Source organism: Rhodococcus opacus (assembly GCF_012396235.1).
Classification (GTDB): Bacteria; Actinomycetota; Actinomycetes; order Mycobacteriales; family Mycobacteriaceae; genus Rhodococcus_F; species Rhodococcus_F opacus.
On record NZ_JAAXPA010000009.1, the window covers coordinates 241,989 to 258,958 of the forward strand.

Consider the following 16,970-nt stretch of genomic DNA (forward strand, 5'->3'; position numbering starts at 1 on the left):
GACAACGGGAAGGACGCTCATGCGCACCTCACGAATTCTGTCGGGCTTCACCCGCCGCTCCGTTGGCACTATCGCTCTCGCGACGGTGGCCGTCGTGTCGCTCGCGGCGTGCGGTGGCGGATCCGACCCCCTGTCCGCCGGCGGCGAGGGATCGGGTGACGACCCGAACACGATCATCGTGGGATCCGCGAACTTCCCCGAATCGGAGACGGTCGCGAACATCTACACCGAGGTCCTCCGTGCCAACGGGTTCGACGTGACGACGAAGTTCAACATCGGCAGCCGTGAGGCCTACATTCCTGCGCTCAAGGACGGGTCGATCGACGTCATCCCCGACTACACGGGCAACCTGCTGCAGTATCTCGACCCGGATTCGACGGCCACGAGCGCCGCCGACGTGGACGCCGCGCTGCCGGCCGCGCTGGGTTCGGAACTGACGATCACCACGCCGGCCCCGGCCGAGGACAAGGACGCCGTCGTCGTCACGAAGGAGACGGCGCAGCGCTGGAACCTCACCTCCATTGCGGATCTCGCGGCGCACTCGAACGAGGTCAAGTTCGGTGCACCCGCCGAATTCCAGGAACGCCCCGGTGGCCTGCCCGGCCTGAAGGCCAAGTACGGCCTGGACATCACGGCCGACAACTTCGTCCCGATCGCCGACGGCGGCGGTCCGGCCACGGTGGACGCCCTCGCGTCGGAACAGATCACGGCCGCCGACATCTTCACGACGTCCCCGGCCATCGCGCAGAACGGTTTCGTCGTGCTCGCGGATCCGCAGAACAACTTCGCGGCGCAGAACGTCGTGCCGGTGGTGCGCGCCACCAAGTCCTCCGACAAGCTGACCCGGGCGCTCGACGCACTGTCGGCGAAGCTGACCACCGAAGAGCTTGTCGCGCTCAACGATTCCGTGTCGGGTGACGCGAAAACCGAGCCGACGGCGGCCGCGAAGCAGTGGGTGACGGACCAGGGGCTCGACAAGCCGGTCTCGTAGAGGAGCCTGCCGTGATCACATTCTCGGGAGTCACCAAGCGGTACCCGGACGGCACGACGGCGGTCGACAGCCTCGACCTGGAGATCGACGCCGAATCGTTCACGGTCTTCGTCGGGCCGTCCGGGTGCGGCAAGACCACGTCGATGCGGATGATCAACCGGATGATCACCCCGACCGCGGGAACGATCACGGTCGACGGCCGGGACATCGCCCAGACCGACGCGGTGAAGCTTCGGCTCGGCATCGGCTACGTCATCCAGAGCGCAGGACTGCTGCCGCACCGCACGGTGGTCGACAACGTCGCGACCGTGCCTGTGCTGCGCGGCGACTCACGACGCAACGCCCGCAAGGCCGCGTTGGCGGTGCTCGAACGGGTCGGACTCGACCCGGCGCTGGCGTCCCGCTATCCCGGGCAGCTGTCCGGCGGGCAGCAACAACGTGTCGGGGTCGCGCGGGCGCTGGCCGCCGACCCGCCGATCCTGCTGATGGACGAGCCGTTCAGCGCCGTCGATCCCGTTGTCCGCGAAGATCTGCAGGCCGAGATGCAGCGCCTGCAGGCCGAGATGCGCAAGACGATCGTGTTCGTCACCCACGACATCGACGAGGCCGTCAAACTCGGCGACCGGGTGGCGGTCTTCGGGCCGGGTGGCCGGTTGCAGCAGTACGACGCGCCCGACACGGTGCTGTCCGCGCCGGCCACCGATTTCGTCGCCTCGTTCGTGGGACGCGACCGCGGGTACCGCGGACTGTCGTTCCGGACGGCAGATCAGGTTCCGCTGCACACCATCCGGACGGCGACCGAGAAGGAGTTGCCGGCGCTCCGGCTCGAGCGGGGTGAATGGGTCCTGGTCGTCACGGACGCGGGCGTACCGCGGGGGTGGATCGACGTCACCGGCGTCGAGGGGGCGCGGGCCGGACGGCCCGTCTCCGAATGCACTGCGGCGGGCGGATCCCTCTTCTCCCCCGGCTCCGACCTGCGGCAGGCCCTGGACGCGGCCATCTCGTCTCCGTCGGGCATCGGAGTGGCCGTCGACCCGGACGGCGCGGTCACCGGCGGCATCCTCGGCTCCGAGGTGATCGCGAAGCTGGCCGAGCAGCGGGCGGCCGAGGATCGCGCGAGGGGTGAGCACTTCTTCACTGCCCAACCGGCAACCCCGGACGGGCCGTGATCTCATGCGGTGGCTCATCGACAACTTCTCGGTCGTCGTCGACCTGACGAAGACCCATCTCTACCTCGCGCTGGTTCCGCTCCTGATCGGGTTGCTCATCGCGGTCCCGGTCGGGACCGCGATCCGGGGTGCGTCCTGGCTGCGGAAGATCACGCTGATCGTCGCGGGCATCGCGTTCACGATTCCGTCGCTGGCATTGTTCGTGACAATCCCCTCCGTCGTCGGACTGCAGATCCTGGATCCGCTCAATGTGGTGATCGCGCTGACGATCTACTCCACCGCCCTGCTCATCCGCGCCGTGCCCGAGGCCCTCGACTCAGTTCCCGCCGACGTCGTCGACTCGGCCACCGCGATGGGCTTCACCCGGCTCCGCCGGGCCCTGACCGTCGAATTGCCCCTCGCGCTACCCGTTCTCGTCGCGAATGTGCGAGTGGTGGCCGTGACCAACATTTCGCTGGTGTCGGTGGGTTCGCTGATCGGGATCGGCGGTCTCGGCACCCTGTTCACCCAGGGTTACCAGCGTGACTACCCGGACCAGATCCTCGCCGGGATCATCGCGATCGTCGTTCTGGCCCTCGCGTTCGACCTGCTGCTGTTCCTGGTCGGCCGGGCACTGACACCGTGGACCCGGCAGCAGAGGGTCCGGCGCACGCCGCTGGTCGCGGGACAGTCGGCGGCCCCGGCCGCAGGGGAGGCTTCGTGAACATCTTCGGCGGCGCATGGGAGTACATCGTCGATCCGGGAAACTGGTCGGGCAGCACCGGAATCGGCGCCCGCATCCTCGAGCACCTCTGGTACAGCTTCCTGGCGGTCGCCCTGTCCGCGGTGGTCGCGGTGCCGATCGGTCTGATCATCGGGCATCTGCGCAAGGGTGACGTGGTCGTGGTCGGTCTCGTCAACGCGCTCCGGTCGTTGCCGACACTGGGTCTGCTGACGTTCCTGGTGCTGCTGCTCGGACTGGGACTGATCCCGCCGATCCTGGCCCTGGTGATCCTCGGAATCCCGCCGGTGCTCGCGGGCACGTACGCGGGTGTTGCGAACGTCGACCGGACGGTCGTGGACGCCGCCCGCGCGATGGGGATGACCGAGTGGCAGGTCCTCACGCGTGTCGAGGCCCCGAATGCGCTGCCGCTCATGCTCGGCGGGCTGCGCAACGCCACCCTGCAGATCATCGCGACTGCAACGGTTGCTGCGTATGTCAATCTCGGCGGCCTGGGCCGCTACATCTTCGACGGACTGGCGCTGCGCCAGTACGACCGGGTGCTCGTCGGTGCGCTGCTCGTGACGATCCTCGCTCTGGTCGTGGACGGCCTGCTCGCGCTGGCGGTGTGGGCGTCCGTTCCCGGGACCGGCCGTCTGCGCCGCAATCCGAGCGCCGAACAGATCGCCGACCGCGCGTCGTAGCGAACACGTCACCCAACGGCAAACACCCCGACACCGGAACCGTGGGTGCGGGTTCCGGATCGGGGTGCTCGACGGATTCTCGCTAGTCGGTGACGCCTTCTGCGCGAGCAGCGGCGGCGACTGCCTCCGCGACAGCGGGGGCGACGCGAGGATCGAGCGGGCTGGGAACGATCTTGTCTACAGCCAGCTCGTCACCGACGACCGAGAGGATTGCCTCGGCGGCGGCGAGCTTCATACCTTCGGTGATCCGGCGGGCACCGGCATCGAGCGCGCCCCGGAACACACCGGGGAAGGCCAGCACATTGTTGATCTGGTTCGGGAAATCCGAGCGTCCGGTGGCCACGATCGCCGCATGCTTACGGGCGATGTCCGGGTGGATCTCCGGGTCCGGGTTCGACAACGCGAACACGATCGAATCCTGCGCCATCGTCGCGATCAGCTCCTCCGGCACGGTGCCCGCGGACACCCCGAGGAACACATCCGCCCCGTCGAGGGCTTCGGCGGTGCCGCCGCGGCGGCCGGCCGGGTTGGTGCGTGCGGCCAGATCGACCTTGATCTCGTTCAGGTCCTTGCGGTCGGCGGACACGATGCCCTTCGAATCGAGGACCGTCACGTCGGCGATCCCCGCGGCGAGCAGGATGTTCGCGCAGGCGACACCGGCGGCGCCGGCACCGGAGATGACGACCCGCAGCTGGTGGAGGTCGCGGTCCTGGACCTTGACCGCACCCTTGAGGGCGGCCAGGACGACGATGGCGGTGCCGTGCTGGTCGTCGTGCATGACCGGGCAGTCCAGGGCCTCGATGACGCGCTTTTCGATCTCGAAGCAGCGCGGCGCGGAGATGTCCTCCAAGTTGACCGCCCCGAAGCTCGGGCGCAGCCGGATCAGGGTCTCGACGATCTCGTCGGGGTCCTTGGTGTCGAGGACCAGCGGGATCGAGTTCAGGCCCGCGAAGTTCTTGAACAGGGCGGACTTGCCCTCCATCACGGGCAGGGAGGCCCGGGGGCCGATGTCCCCGAGACCGAGTACCGCGGAGCCGTCGGAGACGACGACCACCAGGCGGCTGGTCCAGGTGTACCGGTCGGCGAGGGTTTCGTCGGCGGCGATGGCGCGGGAGACCTGCGCGACGCCGGGCGTGTAGGCGATGGACAGGGCGCGCTGCGTATCGAGGGCGGTCGTGGTCTCAACCGAGAGCTTCCCCCCGATGTGGCCGGCGAAGATCTCCTCGTCGGTCAGCTCGACCTTCTGCGGTGTGGTGGGTTCGGACACGATGGACACGATGACACTCCTGCTAAGTCCAGGCTCACTCGGGGCCGGGTTACTGAGAAGTAACCGTGAGGATCGGCGCTGATCTTCACAGTTACTCCACGAACGACAACTGAGGGTGAAGCTTCCGGGGTGCGCGATCACGATGGCCGCAGAACTTCCGAAGCGTCATGGCACGGGCGGGTGAGCCCTGGCAACACTGCCATAAACCCCCGCCGAAGGGCGGTGGCGCCGACGTCGGAGTGGTGCTAAGTCTGGCACGAATATCGATGCACAATCAAATTGCCACGAGAGTCAGATGTCTCACGTTTTCTGGCCTCTACCTGTGAGAACAAGTTACCCGTGGGTCACTGTGAGAGCCGGTTTCACATAACGCGCCGGGCGTCCGTCAACCCCACCACTGGGTAGCCAGCAGAAGCGCCGCCGCCGCGAGGACGGCGACGGATGCGACCACGGCGACGAGACCGTCGCGGCGGTCCGCACACCTTTGCGCCACGATCACGAACACGGACGCGACCAGGTGTGCGGTGATGGAGATCGTCCCCGGGCCGGGAAAGCCCCGGCCGCCGCCCACGTAGGCGGAGCCGATCACGACGAGGCAGAGGATCACCACGCCGGCGGCGACGGCCCCGCTGAGGGCGCGCAGTGCGCGGACCACGAGAGGGCTGCGTCGCGGTCCGGTGGCCGTCACCGTCCGCGGGAGGATGGGAGCATAAGGTTCGTACCGCTCGGACTCGTGCGTGTTCATGCCGAGACCACCTGCACCCCGGATGCTTTCGATACGAGGGTGTCGAATTCGTCGGTGTCCGTCGAGAACTCGCCGAGCCGGATGGCCTTGTTCGTGCCGTGGTAGTCGGAGGAGCCTGTGACGACCAGACCGCACTCGTCGGCCAGTTCCTGCAGTACCCGCGCGTCGTCCGACGAGTGGTCGGGGTGATGTGCCTCTAGCCCGTGGAGACCGGCTCCCGCCAGGTCACGGACGTGATCGAGTGACAGTAGTCGTCCCCTCGTGCGGGCCCGTCCGTGGGCGAGGACGCTCACGCCCCCGGCCTCCGCCACCAGTTGCACGGCGTCGTCGAGGGGGGTGTCCGACTTGTCGACGAAGTACCTGCCGCGTGGGGCCAGCAGATCCACGAACGCCTCACCGACGCTGCCCACCACACCGGCGCGCATCAGAGCCCTGGCCAGGTGCGGGCGCCCCGCCGCGGGTCCCGCCTCCGCGAGCACCTCGTCGGCGTCGATGGGCAGACCGTCCTCCATCATCAACTCGGCCATCGCGCGGATTCGCACGATCCGCTCGTTCCGCAACCGTTCCCGCTCGCGTGCGAACGCCGCGTGCGCGGGATCGAACAGGTAGGCGAGGAGATGCACCGCGACCGGGCGTCCGTCCTCACCGCGCCCCTCGCAGGACATCTCCATGCCGCGCACCAGCGCGAGCCCCGCAGGCAACGCCGCGGCCGCTTCGGCCCACCCCGCGGTCGTGTCGTGATCGGTGATCGCCACGATGTCGAGTCCCGCCGCCCCCGCGGCGCGCACCAGGTCCGCCGGGCTGTCGGTTCCGTCGGAGGCCGTCGAATGAGTGTGGAGATCGATGAGCACCAGACCAGTCTGTCAGGTGTCGCGGCGCGGGGTCCGAGCGTGCGGCCCGGAGGCCTGGCGTGTCGTGCGACGCCGCCGGCCCGGAGCGGGTGCTGACGTACGATTCACCAGCAGCGTTTCCGACTCGACGGTGAAGGGAGGGGCCCGTGCCGCCTGTGCCCTCGCTCCCCAAGCGCGGCAGCGACAAGGATCAGCGCAGAGGTGACAAGGACCCGGGCCCCAGGATCCGCATCCCGACCGCGCGCGCCATCGTCGACTGTGGTGTGTATGTCGACGGCACGAGGCTTCCCGGCAAGTACACGCACCAGGCCGCGATGGCCGAGGTCCGCACACGGGGTGAAGGATTCGTGTGGGTCGGGCTGCTCGCCCCCGACGAGGGGCAGATGGAGAGCGTGGCCGAGACGTTCGGGCTGCACGAATTGATGGTCGAGGACGCCGTCCACGCCCACCAGCGGCCGAAGCTGGAACGCTACGACGACGTGCTGTTCCTGGTGCTGCGGACCGTCAACTACGTGCCGCACGAGTCGGTGGCCACCGCCAGCGAGATCGTCGAGACCGGCGAGATCATGGTGTTCGTGGGCGCCGACTTCGTCATCACCGTGCGGCACGGTGACCACTCCCCGCTCGCGAACGTCCGCCACGCGCTGGAGGCGAACCAGGAGCGGCTCGCACTGGGCCCGTACGCGGTGCTGCACGCCGTCGCGGACCACGTGGTGGACACGTACCTCGAGGTCACCCAGGCCATCGAGGAGGACGTCGACGGCATGGAGGAGGCAGTGTTCAGTCCGCGCAGCAGCGTCGCGGTCGAACACATCTACCTTCTCAAGCGCGAGATCGTCGAACTCCGCAAGTCGGTGAACCCGCTGTCCAATCCGCTGCTCCGGCTGACGCGATCCCCGGGCAATCCGGTGCCGAAGGAGATCCGCCGCTACTTCCGTGACGTCCTCGACCACCACACCACCGTCGCCGAGCGGATCGCCGAATACGACGAGGTTCTCAGCTCACTCGTCGATGCCGCCCTCGCCAAGATCGCCGTGCAGCAGAACACCGACATGCGCAAGATCTCGGCGTGGGTGGCCATCGCGGCAGTGCCGACGATGATCGCGGGCATCTACGGCATGAACTTCGACAACATGCCCGAACTACATTGGCAGTACGGCTATCACGGCGTGGTGTTCGTGATCGCGTCGGTGACGGTGGGCCTGTTCGTCACGTTCCGCCGGAACCACTGGCTCTAGAGGGACGCGGCACCGCGGTGCGGATCGCGGACGTCGATGCCCGCCTCCGCCCAGGCGTCGCGCAGTGCGCCGGCGCCGCGCAGTCGGACCCACGCCGCCTCGGTGCCGGTGATCGGCACGACCGCGAGGAACCGCACGGCCTCCGCGGGTTCGGGCAGCGGGAGGTCGGGGACGGACGACTCACCGAGCAGCACGGCTGTGAACGGTGTGTCCTTCCACAGCGGCTCCCCCAGGTCGAGCAACGCGTCCTCGACGAGAACCACGCCTTCCACCGACGGCGCCGCCGCCAGGACCGCGAGTGTGCGCGCCACTCCCGACGCCACCCCGGCCCCGCCGCGCAGGGTGAGGATCAGTTCGGCGCGGGGGCCCCGGAGAGGGTCGGCCACCAGCTCGCCGGGGTCGCCCATCGGGTGCCGGGAGCACCCCAGGGTCACGTAGCGAACCAGATCCTCGTCGTCGGGTGCGAACCGCAGCACGTCCAGCGGCTCGACGCCCAGGAACGTCACCGATGCCGCAGTCGGCTCCGGTCCCCCGATCTGCCTCAGCAGGTGCGCGCGAACAGAGGCCACAACGCTGTCAGTCACCCCGCAATCAAACCACCGAAGCCGCTCACCCGTCCTCCGGCCTCGCGAGCCGGTAGCGTCGGAGCATGGTCTCGGTACTCGCAGTGTCCGACGAGACGATCGAGTCGCTGTGGAGTTCGCAGGTGCGTGCCATGGACGTCGACTTGATCCTCGGTGCGGGCGATCTCCCGTTCGACTACCTGGAGTACCTTATCGACGCGCTCGACGCGCCGTGCGTCTTCGTGCCGGGCAACCACGACGCCGATCTGTCCGGCTACTCCGCGGGACGTGTCGGATGGATGCGGGCGGGTCTGCCCTCGGCGTGGCCGGGGCCCTGCGGCGCGGTCAACGCGGACGGCCGGATCGTGCGGATCGCTGGCCTGCGCATCGCGGGCCTGGGTGGGTCGATCCGCTACAACGACGGCCCCAATCAGTGGACCGAGCGGCAGCAGCGGCGGCGGGCGCGCAACCTGGCGCTGACGAGTGCGTGGCACGCACGCCGCTCGGGTGTGTCCGGCGTCGACGTGCTGCTCACGCACAGCCCACCCCGCGGAGTGGGCGACCAGGAGGATCCACCGCACCGGGGTTTCGAATGCTTCGAGACCCTGGCGGGCAGGTTGCAGGCCCGCGTCATGATTCACGGGCACGTCCACCCGTACGGCCGGGCGGCCGAGGACCGCACGCTCGGCGCGACGACGGTGATCAACACCGTGGGATTCACCCTGATGGAGTTGGCCCCGGGTGCCGACCCCACCATCGTCAGGCGCAGGCATGGCACGTGACACCGGGTTCCCCGCCGCCGACGCGGAGAACGATTTCACCCGCCAGCGTCGTCGCGCCGAGTTGTCGCGGCTGGTCAGCTGGCTTCGCCGCGAACCGGACGACGTCAACGAGATCCTGCCGTTCGACGAGGTGGTCGCGGCAGTCGGACGGGTCGGGGAACGATCGCTCGGACTGCAGGTGATCCCGGTCAACTCCATCGTCGGGAGCGTCGACCGGACCCGCGACTTCGACCGGTTCTTCCGGCCCACGTCCACCCGCGTGCGCGAGCGCTGGCAACGGCTGGCGGCCGCGCAGCGCCGGGGCGAGTCGGTGCCGCCGATCCAGGTGTATCGGATCGGGTCCATGCACTTCGTCAGCGACGGCCACCACCGCGTCTCCATCGCGTACGCGATGCACTGGAGCACGATCGACGCCTACGTCACCGAGATCCAGACCAAGATCTCCCCCGACGGGATCGCGCAGCGAGGCGACCTGGTCATCAAGGATCACCGCCGCCTGTTCCTCACGCGGGTGCCGTTGAGCGGGCCGCAGCGGGCGGCCGTGGTCGTCACCGATCCCTGGGAGTACGCCGAGATCAGCCAGAGCGTCGAGGCGTGGGGCTTCCGGCTCATGCAGGAGGTGGGCGAATTCCTCAGCCGTGAGACCGTGGCCCGGCGCTGGTTCGGTGAGGAGTTCCTGCCGGTGGTCCGGATGCTGCGGGCCGCGGAGATGCTGCCCGACCACACCGACGCCGAGGCCTACCTGTGGGTGGCGCGCGAGCGGTACCGCCTTGTGCGCCAGCATGTCTGGAACGACGAGATCATCGCCGAGCTCAGTCATCTCGCACCGCGCAGGCACAAACCGGCTAGTCCGTGAACCGCACGACGCGCTCGGGCGCGTCGGGGTGCGCAAACTTCAACAGTCGCCCGCCCTCCGCCTCGATCGCGGTGCGGTGCGTCTTCGCGATCTTCGCCAACGGCTCCACGTCGAGTACCGCACGGGACTTCTCGACCACCGTCGTGGTGAACGCCGCGACCCTGCCGTTCACCAGGACGGCAGGCTTGATGATGCCGTTCTGGGTGAAGACCTTCTTCCGCACGTCGTCGTCGAGGAGGCGCCCGCGGTCCGCGTGCGAGAGCAGCACGTTGTCGAACGGCGCGAGGATGCGGACGGGGGCGGGGGTGCCCGGGTCGGGGCGGGGTGCGTCGGGAAGGTCGAAGAGTTCCGGACCCGATTCCCCCGCGAACACCCGGAGTTCCGGCCGCAGCCGGTCCAGGACCTCACCGAGCCGGGTCAGTCCCGACCAGGCCTGGGCGTCCCGCGCGCTCGCGGGGCCGAACGCGGCGAGGTAGCGCAACAGCATCGTGTCGATGGACGGCGCGGCGGACAGTGGACGACCCACCCACGACTCCAGCGTCGACAGCGCCGGCTGCCCCGACCTGCCCCACAGCCCGCGCGGCGGAACCTGGACCATCGGGACCAGTCCCCGCACCCCGTGGGCGAGCGCGGCGCCGTCGCGGCCGGGGAACCGCTCCTCGAGCAGGGGCCGCATCTGCGATTGCGTGCGGGGTTCGTCACGCACCAGTTCGCGTCCCGCGGCGGCGAGGGCGCCGAGGTCGATCCCGTCGAGACTCGACCGGTACTGCGTGTTGGTGTGGAGGTCGCGGTCGAGCAGCGGTTGCGTCAGCGGACGGAACGAGAGCGCGTCCGAGGACGACAGGGCGAACACCGTCCCGCGCATCGCGACGATCCGCACCACCGCGCGTTTCTCGATGAGGTCCGACAGCGACTCGGCGCGGAATCGTGTCAACCGCGCCCACAGTGCGAAGTACGGCGGGGCCGGAGCCTGGGCCTGCAGTCCGCAGAGGTGCTCGATCATGTCGAGGGCGGACGCGTCCGAACGGCTCAGCAGCGATTGCCGGGCCAGTGTCGCCCTGCCCAGCGCTCGATTCGACATGCGGTCGGACCCCACCGTGAACCCCTTCGTTAGTTAGCCCCAGTACCGTATTTGATTACGCCCGTTCACCGACCCCTCCAGGAGGACCCCATGGCCGCCGGATCGACCACCGCAGCCAGGGCTCTCCTGCCCGTCATGTGCTTCGTCGTGATGATTGTCGCCGTTCTGCAGACGTTGGTGGTGCCGATCGTCGGGACCATCGGTGCGCAACTCGACGTCGGCCCCACCGCCGTCGGCTGGCTCCTCACCGCGAACCTCCTCGCGGCCGCCACCGCGACACCCGTCCTCGGCCGCCTCGCCGATCTCCGCGGCAAACGACCCGTCCTGCTCGGTGTGCTCGTGGTCGTCCTGCTCGGCTCCCTGATCGGTGCGCTGTCGACGTCCGTGGGAGTGCTGATCTTCGCCCGCGTGCTCCAGGGCGTGTCGTTCGCGCTGTTCCCCATCGGCATCGCGGTCCTGCGTGACGAACTTCCCGCCGAGAAGCTGACCGGGGCGATGGGGATCTTCTCCGGCACCCTCGGATTCGGCGGATGCTTCGGCATCGTCCTCACCGGTGTGCTGGTCTCCGACGGCGCCGACTTCCACCGCATCTTCTGGCTGTCGTCGGCCATCACCGCCGCCGGACTCGTCCTCGCCTGGATCGCCATCCCCCGCCGCCCGCGCGTCGGCACGGGTTCCATCGACTGGATCGGCGCGGCCGGTCTCGCCGCCGGCCTGGTCCTCGTCCTGCTGCCGCTCGCCGAGGGCGGAACCTGGGGCTGGACGTCGCCCGTCACCATCGTCAGCGGAATCGCCGGAATCCTGGTCCTGATCGGCTGGTTCCTCTACGAACGCAGGATCACGGACCCACTCGTCGCGCCCCGGCTGCTGACCAACCCACCCGTCCTCGTCACCCACCTGTCCGCGCTCGTGGTCGGCATGTCGATGTTCGTGATGTTCCTGGGCAGCTCGTACTTCGTCCAGACCCCGCGCGCGGTGGCCGGATACGGCTTCGGGGCCACCGTCCTCGAGGCCAGCACCGTGTACCTGCTGCCGGGCGCGATCAGCGGCGTCCTCGCCTCGATCCTCAGCGGGAAACTGATCCACCGCTTCGGTTCCCGTGCCGTCCTCATCGCCGCGAGCGTCGTCGGCGTCAGCGGTTTCGTCGTGTTCGTCTTCGCCCACGACCGCACGTGGGAAGTCATCGCGGCCATCCTGCTGGTCAACACGTACATCAGCCTCGCCTACGCGTCGCTGCCGTCGCTGCTCGTGGCCGAGGTCCGGCAGGACGAGACCGGCGTCGCGAACAGCATCAACTCCATCGCCCGGTCCGTGGGCAGTTCATTCGCCAGTGCGCTGCTCGCGACCCTGCTCGCCGGCATCACCATCGACGGAACGGACGTCCCGACCGAATCGGCGTACGTGATCGCGTTCGTCGTCGGCGCGACCGCGGCCGCCCTCGCCGGGCTGCTGCCGTTCTTCGGGATCACGCGCACCACCCGCACCCCGTCCGACGAGGAGGAGGACGAGGTCCACGCGACCGCCCTCGCGGCCGAATGGGGCACGGTCGGTGGCCTCGGCGGAGCGAACACCAGAGGTTCGGGTGAGCGCTCTGGTCAGAGCGTGAGGTTGGCTCCCGAGTCCTGATCGAACAGGGCGATCTTCGCCCGGTCGAACCACAATTCCACCGGCCTGCCGTGCGCCGCGGACGATTCGGTCGACAACCGGGCGACCAGCTGCCCGCCGCCTGCGACCGCGGTCCCCGAGTCGGCGGCGAGCTCCTCGAGTTCCCGGGAGGTCACCTGCGGTCCCTCGGCCGTGAAATAGGCGTACTTGTCCGAACCCATCGACTCGAGCACCTCGACGTTGGCCGTGAACGTGGCACCGGCCGCCCTCTGCCCCTCGTCCACGAGCCCCACGTCCTCGAAGTGCTCGGGCCGGATCCCGACGACGACGTCCTTCGCCGTGTTCGACGACCCGATCGTGTCGCGTGTCTCCGGAGGCAGTGTGAACTCGCCGAGCGGCGTCGACACCCCGTCGGCAGTGAGCTGCCCCGGGAAGAAGTTCATCGACGGCGAGCCGATGAACCCGGCGACGAACAGGTTGTTCGGGTGGTCGTACAGATCCTGCGGCGCCCCGATCTGCTGGACCACGCCGCCCCGCAGCACCACCACCCGATCGCCGAGGGTCATCGCCTCGGTCTGGTCGTGCGTGACGTACACCGTGGTGGTGCCGAGTCGCTGTTGCAGCCGGGCGATCTCGGTGCGCATCTGGACGCGGAGTTTGGCGTCGAGGTTCGACAGCGGCTCGTCCATCAGGAACGCCTTGGGGCTGCGGACGATCGCCCGGCCCATCGCGACCCGCTGCCGCTGTCCGCCCGACAGATTGGCCGGTTTGCGATCGAGGTGCTGGGTGAGGTCGAGGATCTTGGCGGCGTCGTCCACCTTCGCCGCGATGTCCGACTTCGACATCTTCGCCAGGGTGAGCGGGAACGCGATGTTCTGCCGCACCGTCATGTGCGGGTACAGCGCGTACGACTGGAACACCATCGCGATGTCGCGGTCCTTCGGCGCCTTCTCGTTGACCCGCTCCCCCGCGATGCGCAGTTCACCGGACGAGATGTCCTCCAGCCCGGCGATCATGTTGAGAGTGGTCGACTTTCCGCAACCGGACGGTCCGACCAGAATGATGAATTCGCCGTCGGCGATCGTGATGTCGACGTCGCTCACCGCCTTGGCGCCGTCCGGGTACAGCTTCGTCACCTTGTCGAGCACGATTTCGGCCACAGAATTATCCCTTCACTGCGCCGGAGGTCAGACCGGCCACGATGCGTCGTTGGAAGAACAGCACGAAGATGATGATCGGGATCGTGATCACCATTGCGGCCGCGGCGATCGAGCCCGTCGGCTCCTCGAACTGGGAGGCGCCGGTGAAGTTCGCGATCGCGGCCGGCGCGGTGATGGACCGTTCCGTCGAGGTCAGCGAGATCGCGAACAACAGGTCGTTCCAGCAGAAGATGAAGACCAGGATCGCGGCGGTGACGATGCCCGGTGCCGCCAGCGGTGCCACGACCTTCCGGAACGCCTGCGCCGGAGTGGCGCCGTCCATCTTGGCCGCCTTCTCGAGCTCCCAGGGAATCTCCTTGAAGAAGGCCGACAACGTGTAGATGGCCAGCGGGAGGGCGAACGTGATGTACGGGAGGATCAGACCCGCCCAGGTGTCGAACAGCCCCAGTCTGCGCTCGATGTCGAACAGCGGGCTCACGAGGGAGATCTGGGGGAACATCGCGATCAGCAGGGCCACACCGACCAGCAGCTTCTTGCCCGGGAAGTCCAGCCGGGCAATGGCGTAGGCGGCCATGGTGCCGATGACGACGGCGATCACGGTGGAGATGAGGCCGATGCCGATGGAGTTGATCAGCGCACTGGTGAACGCGTTGGTCTGGAAGATCCCGCGATAATTGTCGAGTGTCCACTTCTGCGGAATGAACTTACCGTCCTTGATCGTTCCCGCGGGTTTGAACGACAGGCTGGCGATCCACAGCACCGGGACCAGTGCGTAGAGCAGGACGAGCAGGTTGACCACGGACCAGCTGATCTTGCGGCGAGGTGTGTCGACGACGGCCATGGCTATCGGTTTCCTTCCGTGTCGGACCCGGGAGCCGAGGCGCCGAACAGCTTGATGAACACGAACGCGAGCAGTGCGACGCAGAGGAAGATCAGGACGCTGATCGCCGAGCCGATACCGAGGTTGAACGCCTTGAACAGGTTGTCGTAGCCGAGGATCGACAATGATCCGGTGTCGTTGGCGCCCTTGGTGAGGACGTAGATGTTGTCGAAGATCCGGAACGCGTCGAGGGTGCGGAACAACAACGCCACGAGGATCGCGGGTTTCATCAGCGGCAGGATGATCCGCACCAGCCGCGTCCACGCCCCGGCGCCGTCGACCTGCGCGGCCTTGAGGAGGTCGTCGGGAACGAGGGCCAGTCCGGCGAGCAGCAGCAGCGCCATGAACGGCGTCGTCTTCCACACCTCGGCGAGCACGATGATCGCCAGCGACGGAATCTGCTGCGTCAGCGGGGCGCTGCCGTCGGGCAGCAGGTTGGCGAGATACCCGGTGCCCGGGGTCCACGCGTAGTACCAGCTGTATGCGGCGGCCACGGTGACGATGCCGTACGGGATCAGCACCACCGTCCGCACGATGCCCTTCCCGACCAGCGTCCGGTGCATCACGAGCGCCAGGATCAGGCCCAGGACGAACTCGATGACCACCGACACGACCGTGATGCCCACCGTCACCGCGAAGGCCTGCCACCAGTACGCGTCCGACAGCACCGATACGTAGTTCGCGAGGCCCACGAATTTGCGGTCGTCGGGAAACCGGAGGTCGTAACGCTGCAGGCTCAGCCACACCGCGTAGACGACGGGGTAGGCCGTGACCGCGACCATGAGGATCGCGGCGGGAGCCACCAACCACAAACCCAGTCGGCGTTCGGCCTTCTTCCCTTCCGAGATCTGCTTCTTCGACGCGACTTTCGGCTCTTCGGCCCGGTCCGCCTGCACGGTTTCGGTCGTCACGGGATCAGCCCTTCCGAGTTGACAGCCTTGCGTACCTGTTCGGCGAGTTCGTCGACGGTGCGCGGCGGGTCGATGTCACCGACCGGATTCAGCGTGTCGGTGATCAGGGTCGAAATGCTCTGGTACGCCGGTGACACCGGGCGGACGGATGCCGTCTCGAGGCTCTCCCGCACCTCACGCCACGCGGGGTACGCCTCCTGGAACGCCGGGTCGTCGTACAGGCTCGCCAACGTCGGCGGCACACCACCGTCGACGGCGTTGTTGCGCTGGTTCTCCTCGTTCCGCAGGCACGACACCGCCTCGAACGCCAGGTCCGGGTGCTGGCTGGTCTTCGCGACCGCGATGTTGAACCCGCCGATCGTCACCTCGGCCGGTCGCCCGGGGATCACCGACGGGTACGGCGCCGGGAGGAAGTTCTGCTGACCGTCGACGGTGAGCACCGTGTTGCCCGTGTCCACAGACGTCGGGTTGCCCTTCTCGTCGATGAACGGCAGGTCCCCCTTCTCGGCGTTCTCGATCATGCCCGGCAGCACGAACGGCCAATTGACCTCGAACGCAGCCTTTCCGCTCTCCATCCCCAGCCGGGACGACGCCTCGTCGCCCTGGGAAACCGACGGGTCGGCACCCTCCGCGGTGGCCACCCGCTTCATGACCTCGAGCGCCTTCAGCGCGGCGTCGCCGTCGGCAACCGTCACGGTGGTCCCGTCCTCGGCGACGACGGACCCGCCCGCGCTCGCGAGCAGGGTGTTGAACCACACCATCAGACCCTCGTACTGCTTGCCCTGCACCCCGATCCAACTGGGCCGGCCCTCCGCCGCGAGGCCCTCCGCAATGTCGATCATCTGATCCCACGTCTGCGGCGGCTGCCCGTCCGGCATGAGGTCCTTGCGGTACCAGAGCAACTGGGTGTTGGTGTTCAGCGGCGCGGCGTACAGCTGGTCCTGCCACTTCGCGGATTCGAGGGGGCCTTCGAGCGTGCCCTCGCTGACCTCCGCCGCGATGCCGGGTGGGAGCGGCACCGCCCAGCCGGCCTCGGCGAACTCGGCGGTCCACACCACGTCGAGTGTCATGATGTCGAGCGACGTGTCGTTTCCGGTGAGCCGGCGAGCCAGCTGGAGCCGCTGATCGTCCGCGCCCTTCGGCAGCGTGCGTTGCTCCACGGTGTACCGGCCGCCTGCCGCGGCCGTGCAGTTGGCCGCGGCCTCCGCATATTGTTCGGCGCCGTCGGCAGCCGTGTAGAAGCTGAGGACGATGCCCTCTTCGGACGACCCGCACGCAGCCAGCAGGGGAACGGTGAGGACGGCGGCCGCACCGATCAGTCCCCACTTCAGCGAGCGTCCGGGCTTGGTGCGATGTAGCACAGCCGCCTCCTCGAGCGGCCCCTCACGGATCCAGTCGCGGTACGGCTGGGCACGCGGGCCCGCACACTTGTTCCTGCCGGAACGCGCACTCCACCGGCAGGTCACG

General features: G+C 68.3%; 17 protein-coding genes. 8 read left to right on the plus strand and 9 right to left on the minus strand.

All coding sequences use genetic code 11. The annotated features are described in order from the left end of the window. The first annotated feature begins 19 nt into the window (after positions 1–19). Genes HGB39_RS15015 through HGB39_RS15030 form a run of 4 tightly spaced genes read left to right on the plus strand, consistent with a single transcriptional unit; the run spans position 20 to position 3,564 of the window. Positions 20–991: an ABC transporter substrate-binding protein gene (locus HGB39_RS15015; RefSeq protein ID WP_005560754.1), complete on the plus strand. Its 972-nt coding sequence runs from the start codon at positions 20–22 to the stop codon at positions 989–991. An 11-nt stretch (positions 992–1,002) separates the two neighbouring features. Then, positions 1,003–2,160 carry an ABC transporter ATP-binding protein gene (locus HGB39_RS15020; RefSeq protein WP_005560755.1) on the plus strand — a complete coding sequence of 386 codons (1,158 nt, stop codon included), beginning with the start codon at positions 1,003–1,005 and terminating at the stop codon, positions 2,158–2,160. Positions 2,161–2,164: 4 nt separating this feature from the next. Continuing rightward, a complete protein-coding gene (locus tag HGB39_RS15025) occupies positions 2,165–2,863 on the plus strand; it encodes an ABC transporter permease (RefSeq protein WP_005560756.1) in 699 nt (232 codons plus the stop codon). Then, positions 2,860–3,564, plus strand: coding sequence for an ABC transporter permease (locus tag HGB39_RS15030; protein ID WP_005560757.1), 705 nt, complete (start codon positions 2,860–2,862; stop codon positions 3,562–3,564). Before HGB39_RS15025 ends, HGB39_RS15030 begins: the two co-directional genes overlap by 4 nt. Positions 3,565–3,646: 82 nt before the next feature. Here the strand turns inward: HGB39_RS15030 and HGB39_RS15035 are convergent, their stop codons facing one another. The 3 genes from HGB39_RS15035 to HGB39_RS15045 form a co-directional block, all read right to left on the minus strand. Continuing rightward, positions 3,647–4,840: an NAD(P)-dependent malic enzyme gene (locus HGB39_RS15035; protein ID WP_005571683.1), complete on the minus strand. Its 1,194-nt coding sequence runs from the start codon at positions 4,838–4,840 to the stop codon at positions 3,647–3,649. 376 nt (positions 4,841–5,216) lie between these two features. Continuing rightward, the gene (locus HGB39_RS15040; RefSeq protein ID WP_005571685.1) at positions 5,217–5,576 is read right to left on the minus strand and encodes a hypothetical protein; all 360 of its coding nucleotides are present in this window, start codon (positions 5,574–5,576) and stop codon (positions 5,217–5,219) included. After that, the gene (locus tag HGB39_RS15045) at positions 5,573–6,427 is read right to left on the minus strand and encodes a PHP domain-containing protein (protein WP_005571687.1); all 855 of its coding nucleotides are present in this window, start codon (positions 6,425–6,427) and stop codon (positions 5,573–5,575) included. Before HGB39_RS15045 ends, HGB39_RS15040 begins: the two co-directional genes overlap by 4 nt. Positions 6,428–6,573: 146 nt before the next feature. Between HGB39_RS15045 and corA the strand changes: the two genes are divergently transcribed. Next, complete coding sequence (corA, locus tag HGB39_RS15050; RefSeq protein WP_005571688.1) at positions 6,574–7,665, plus strand: magnesium/cobalt transporter CorA; 1,092 nt, start codon at positions 6,574–6,576, stop codon at positions 7,663–7,665. Here corA and HGB39_RS15055 read toward each other — a convergent pair. Next, the gene (locus tag HGB39_RS15055; RefSeq protein WP_169695219.1) at positions 7,662–8,249 is read right to left on the minus strand and encodes a suppressor of fused domain protein; all 588 of its coding nucleotides are present in this window, start codon (positions 8,247–8,249) and stop codon (positions 7,662–7,664) included. The genes corA and HGB39_RS15055 overlap by 4 nt on opposite strands. 65 nt (positions 8,250–8,314) lie before the next feature. On the opposite strand from HGB39_RS15055, the gene HGB39_RS15060 reads away from it, so the two are divergent. Further along, positions 8,315–9,010 carry a metallophosphoesterase family protein gene (locus HGB39_RS15060; protein WP_005264659.1) on the plus strand — a complete coding sequence of 232 codons (696 nt, stop codon included), beginning with the start codon at positions 8,315–8,317 and terminating at the stop codon, positions 9,008–9,010. Further along, positions 9,000–9,866 (plus strand): hypothetical protein, encoded by an 867-nt coding sequence (locus HGB39_RS15065; RefSeq protein ID WP_005264657.1) that lies wholly within the window; start codon positions 9,000–9,002, stop codon positions 9,864–9,866. The genes HGB39_RS15060 and HGB39_RS15065 overlap by 11 nt, the downstream gene beginning before the upstream one ends. Here the strand turns inward: HGB39_RS15065 and HGB39_RS15070 are convergent. Continuing rightward, positions 9,856–10,947 (minus strand): winged helix DNA-binding domain-containing protein, encoded by a 1,092-nt coding sequence (locus HGB39_RS15070; protein ID WP_043793479.1) that lies wholly within the window; start codon positions 10,945–10,947, stop codon positions 9,856–9,858. The genes HGB39_RS15065 and HGB39_RS15070 overlap by 11 nt on opposite strands. 90 nt (positions 10,948–11,037) lie before the next feature. Between HGB39_RS15070 and HGB39_RS15075 the strand changes: the two genes are divergently transcribed. Continuing rightward, positions 11,038–12,573, plus strand: a complete 1,536-nt coding sequence (locus tag HGB39_RS15075; RefSeq protein ID WP_005573475.1) for an MFS transporter — start codon at positions 11,038–11,040, stop codon at positions 12,571–12,573. On the opposite strand, the gene HGB39_RS15080 is transcribed toward HGB39_RS15075, so the two are convergent. Genes HGB39_RS15080 through HGB39_RS15095 form a run of 4 tightly spaced genes read right to left on the minus strand, consistent with a single transcriptional unit; the run spans position 12,543 to position 16,864 of the window. Then, on the minus strand, positions 12,543–13,712 hold the full coding sequence (locus tag HGB39_RS15080; protein WP_005573474.1) for an ABC transporter ATP-binding protein: 1,170 nt from the start codon (positions 13,710–13,712) through the stop codon (positions 12,543–12,545). The two genes, HGB39_RS15075 and HGB39_RS15080, sit on opposite strands and share 31 nt — an antisense overlap. A gap of 4 nt (positions 13,713–13,716) precedes the next feature. Further along, positions 13,717–14,553, minus strand: a complete 837-nt coding sequence (locus HGB39_RS15085) for a carbohydrate ABC transporter permease (RefSeq protein ID WP_005239292.1) — start codon at positions 14,551–14,553, stop codon at positions 13,717–13,719. 2 nt (positions 14,554–14,555) lie between these two features. Next, positions 14,556–15,503, minus strand: coding sequence for a carbohydrate ABC transporter permease (locus tag HGB39_RS15090; RefSeq protein WP_005573473.1), 948 nt, complete (start codon positions 15,501–15,503; stop codon positions 14,556–14,558). After that, positions 15,500–16,864, minus strand: coding sequence for an ABC transporter substrate-binding protein (locus HGB39_RS15095; protein WP_005573472.1), 1,365 nt, complete (start codon positions 16,862–16,864; stop codon positions 15,500–15,502). The genes HGB39_RS15090 and HGB39_RS15095 overlap by 4 nt, the downstream gene beginning before the upstream one ends. Positions 16,865–16,970 lie beyond the last annotated feature (106 nt).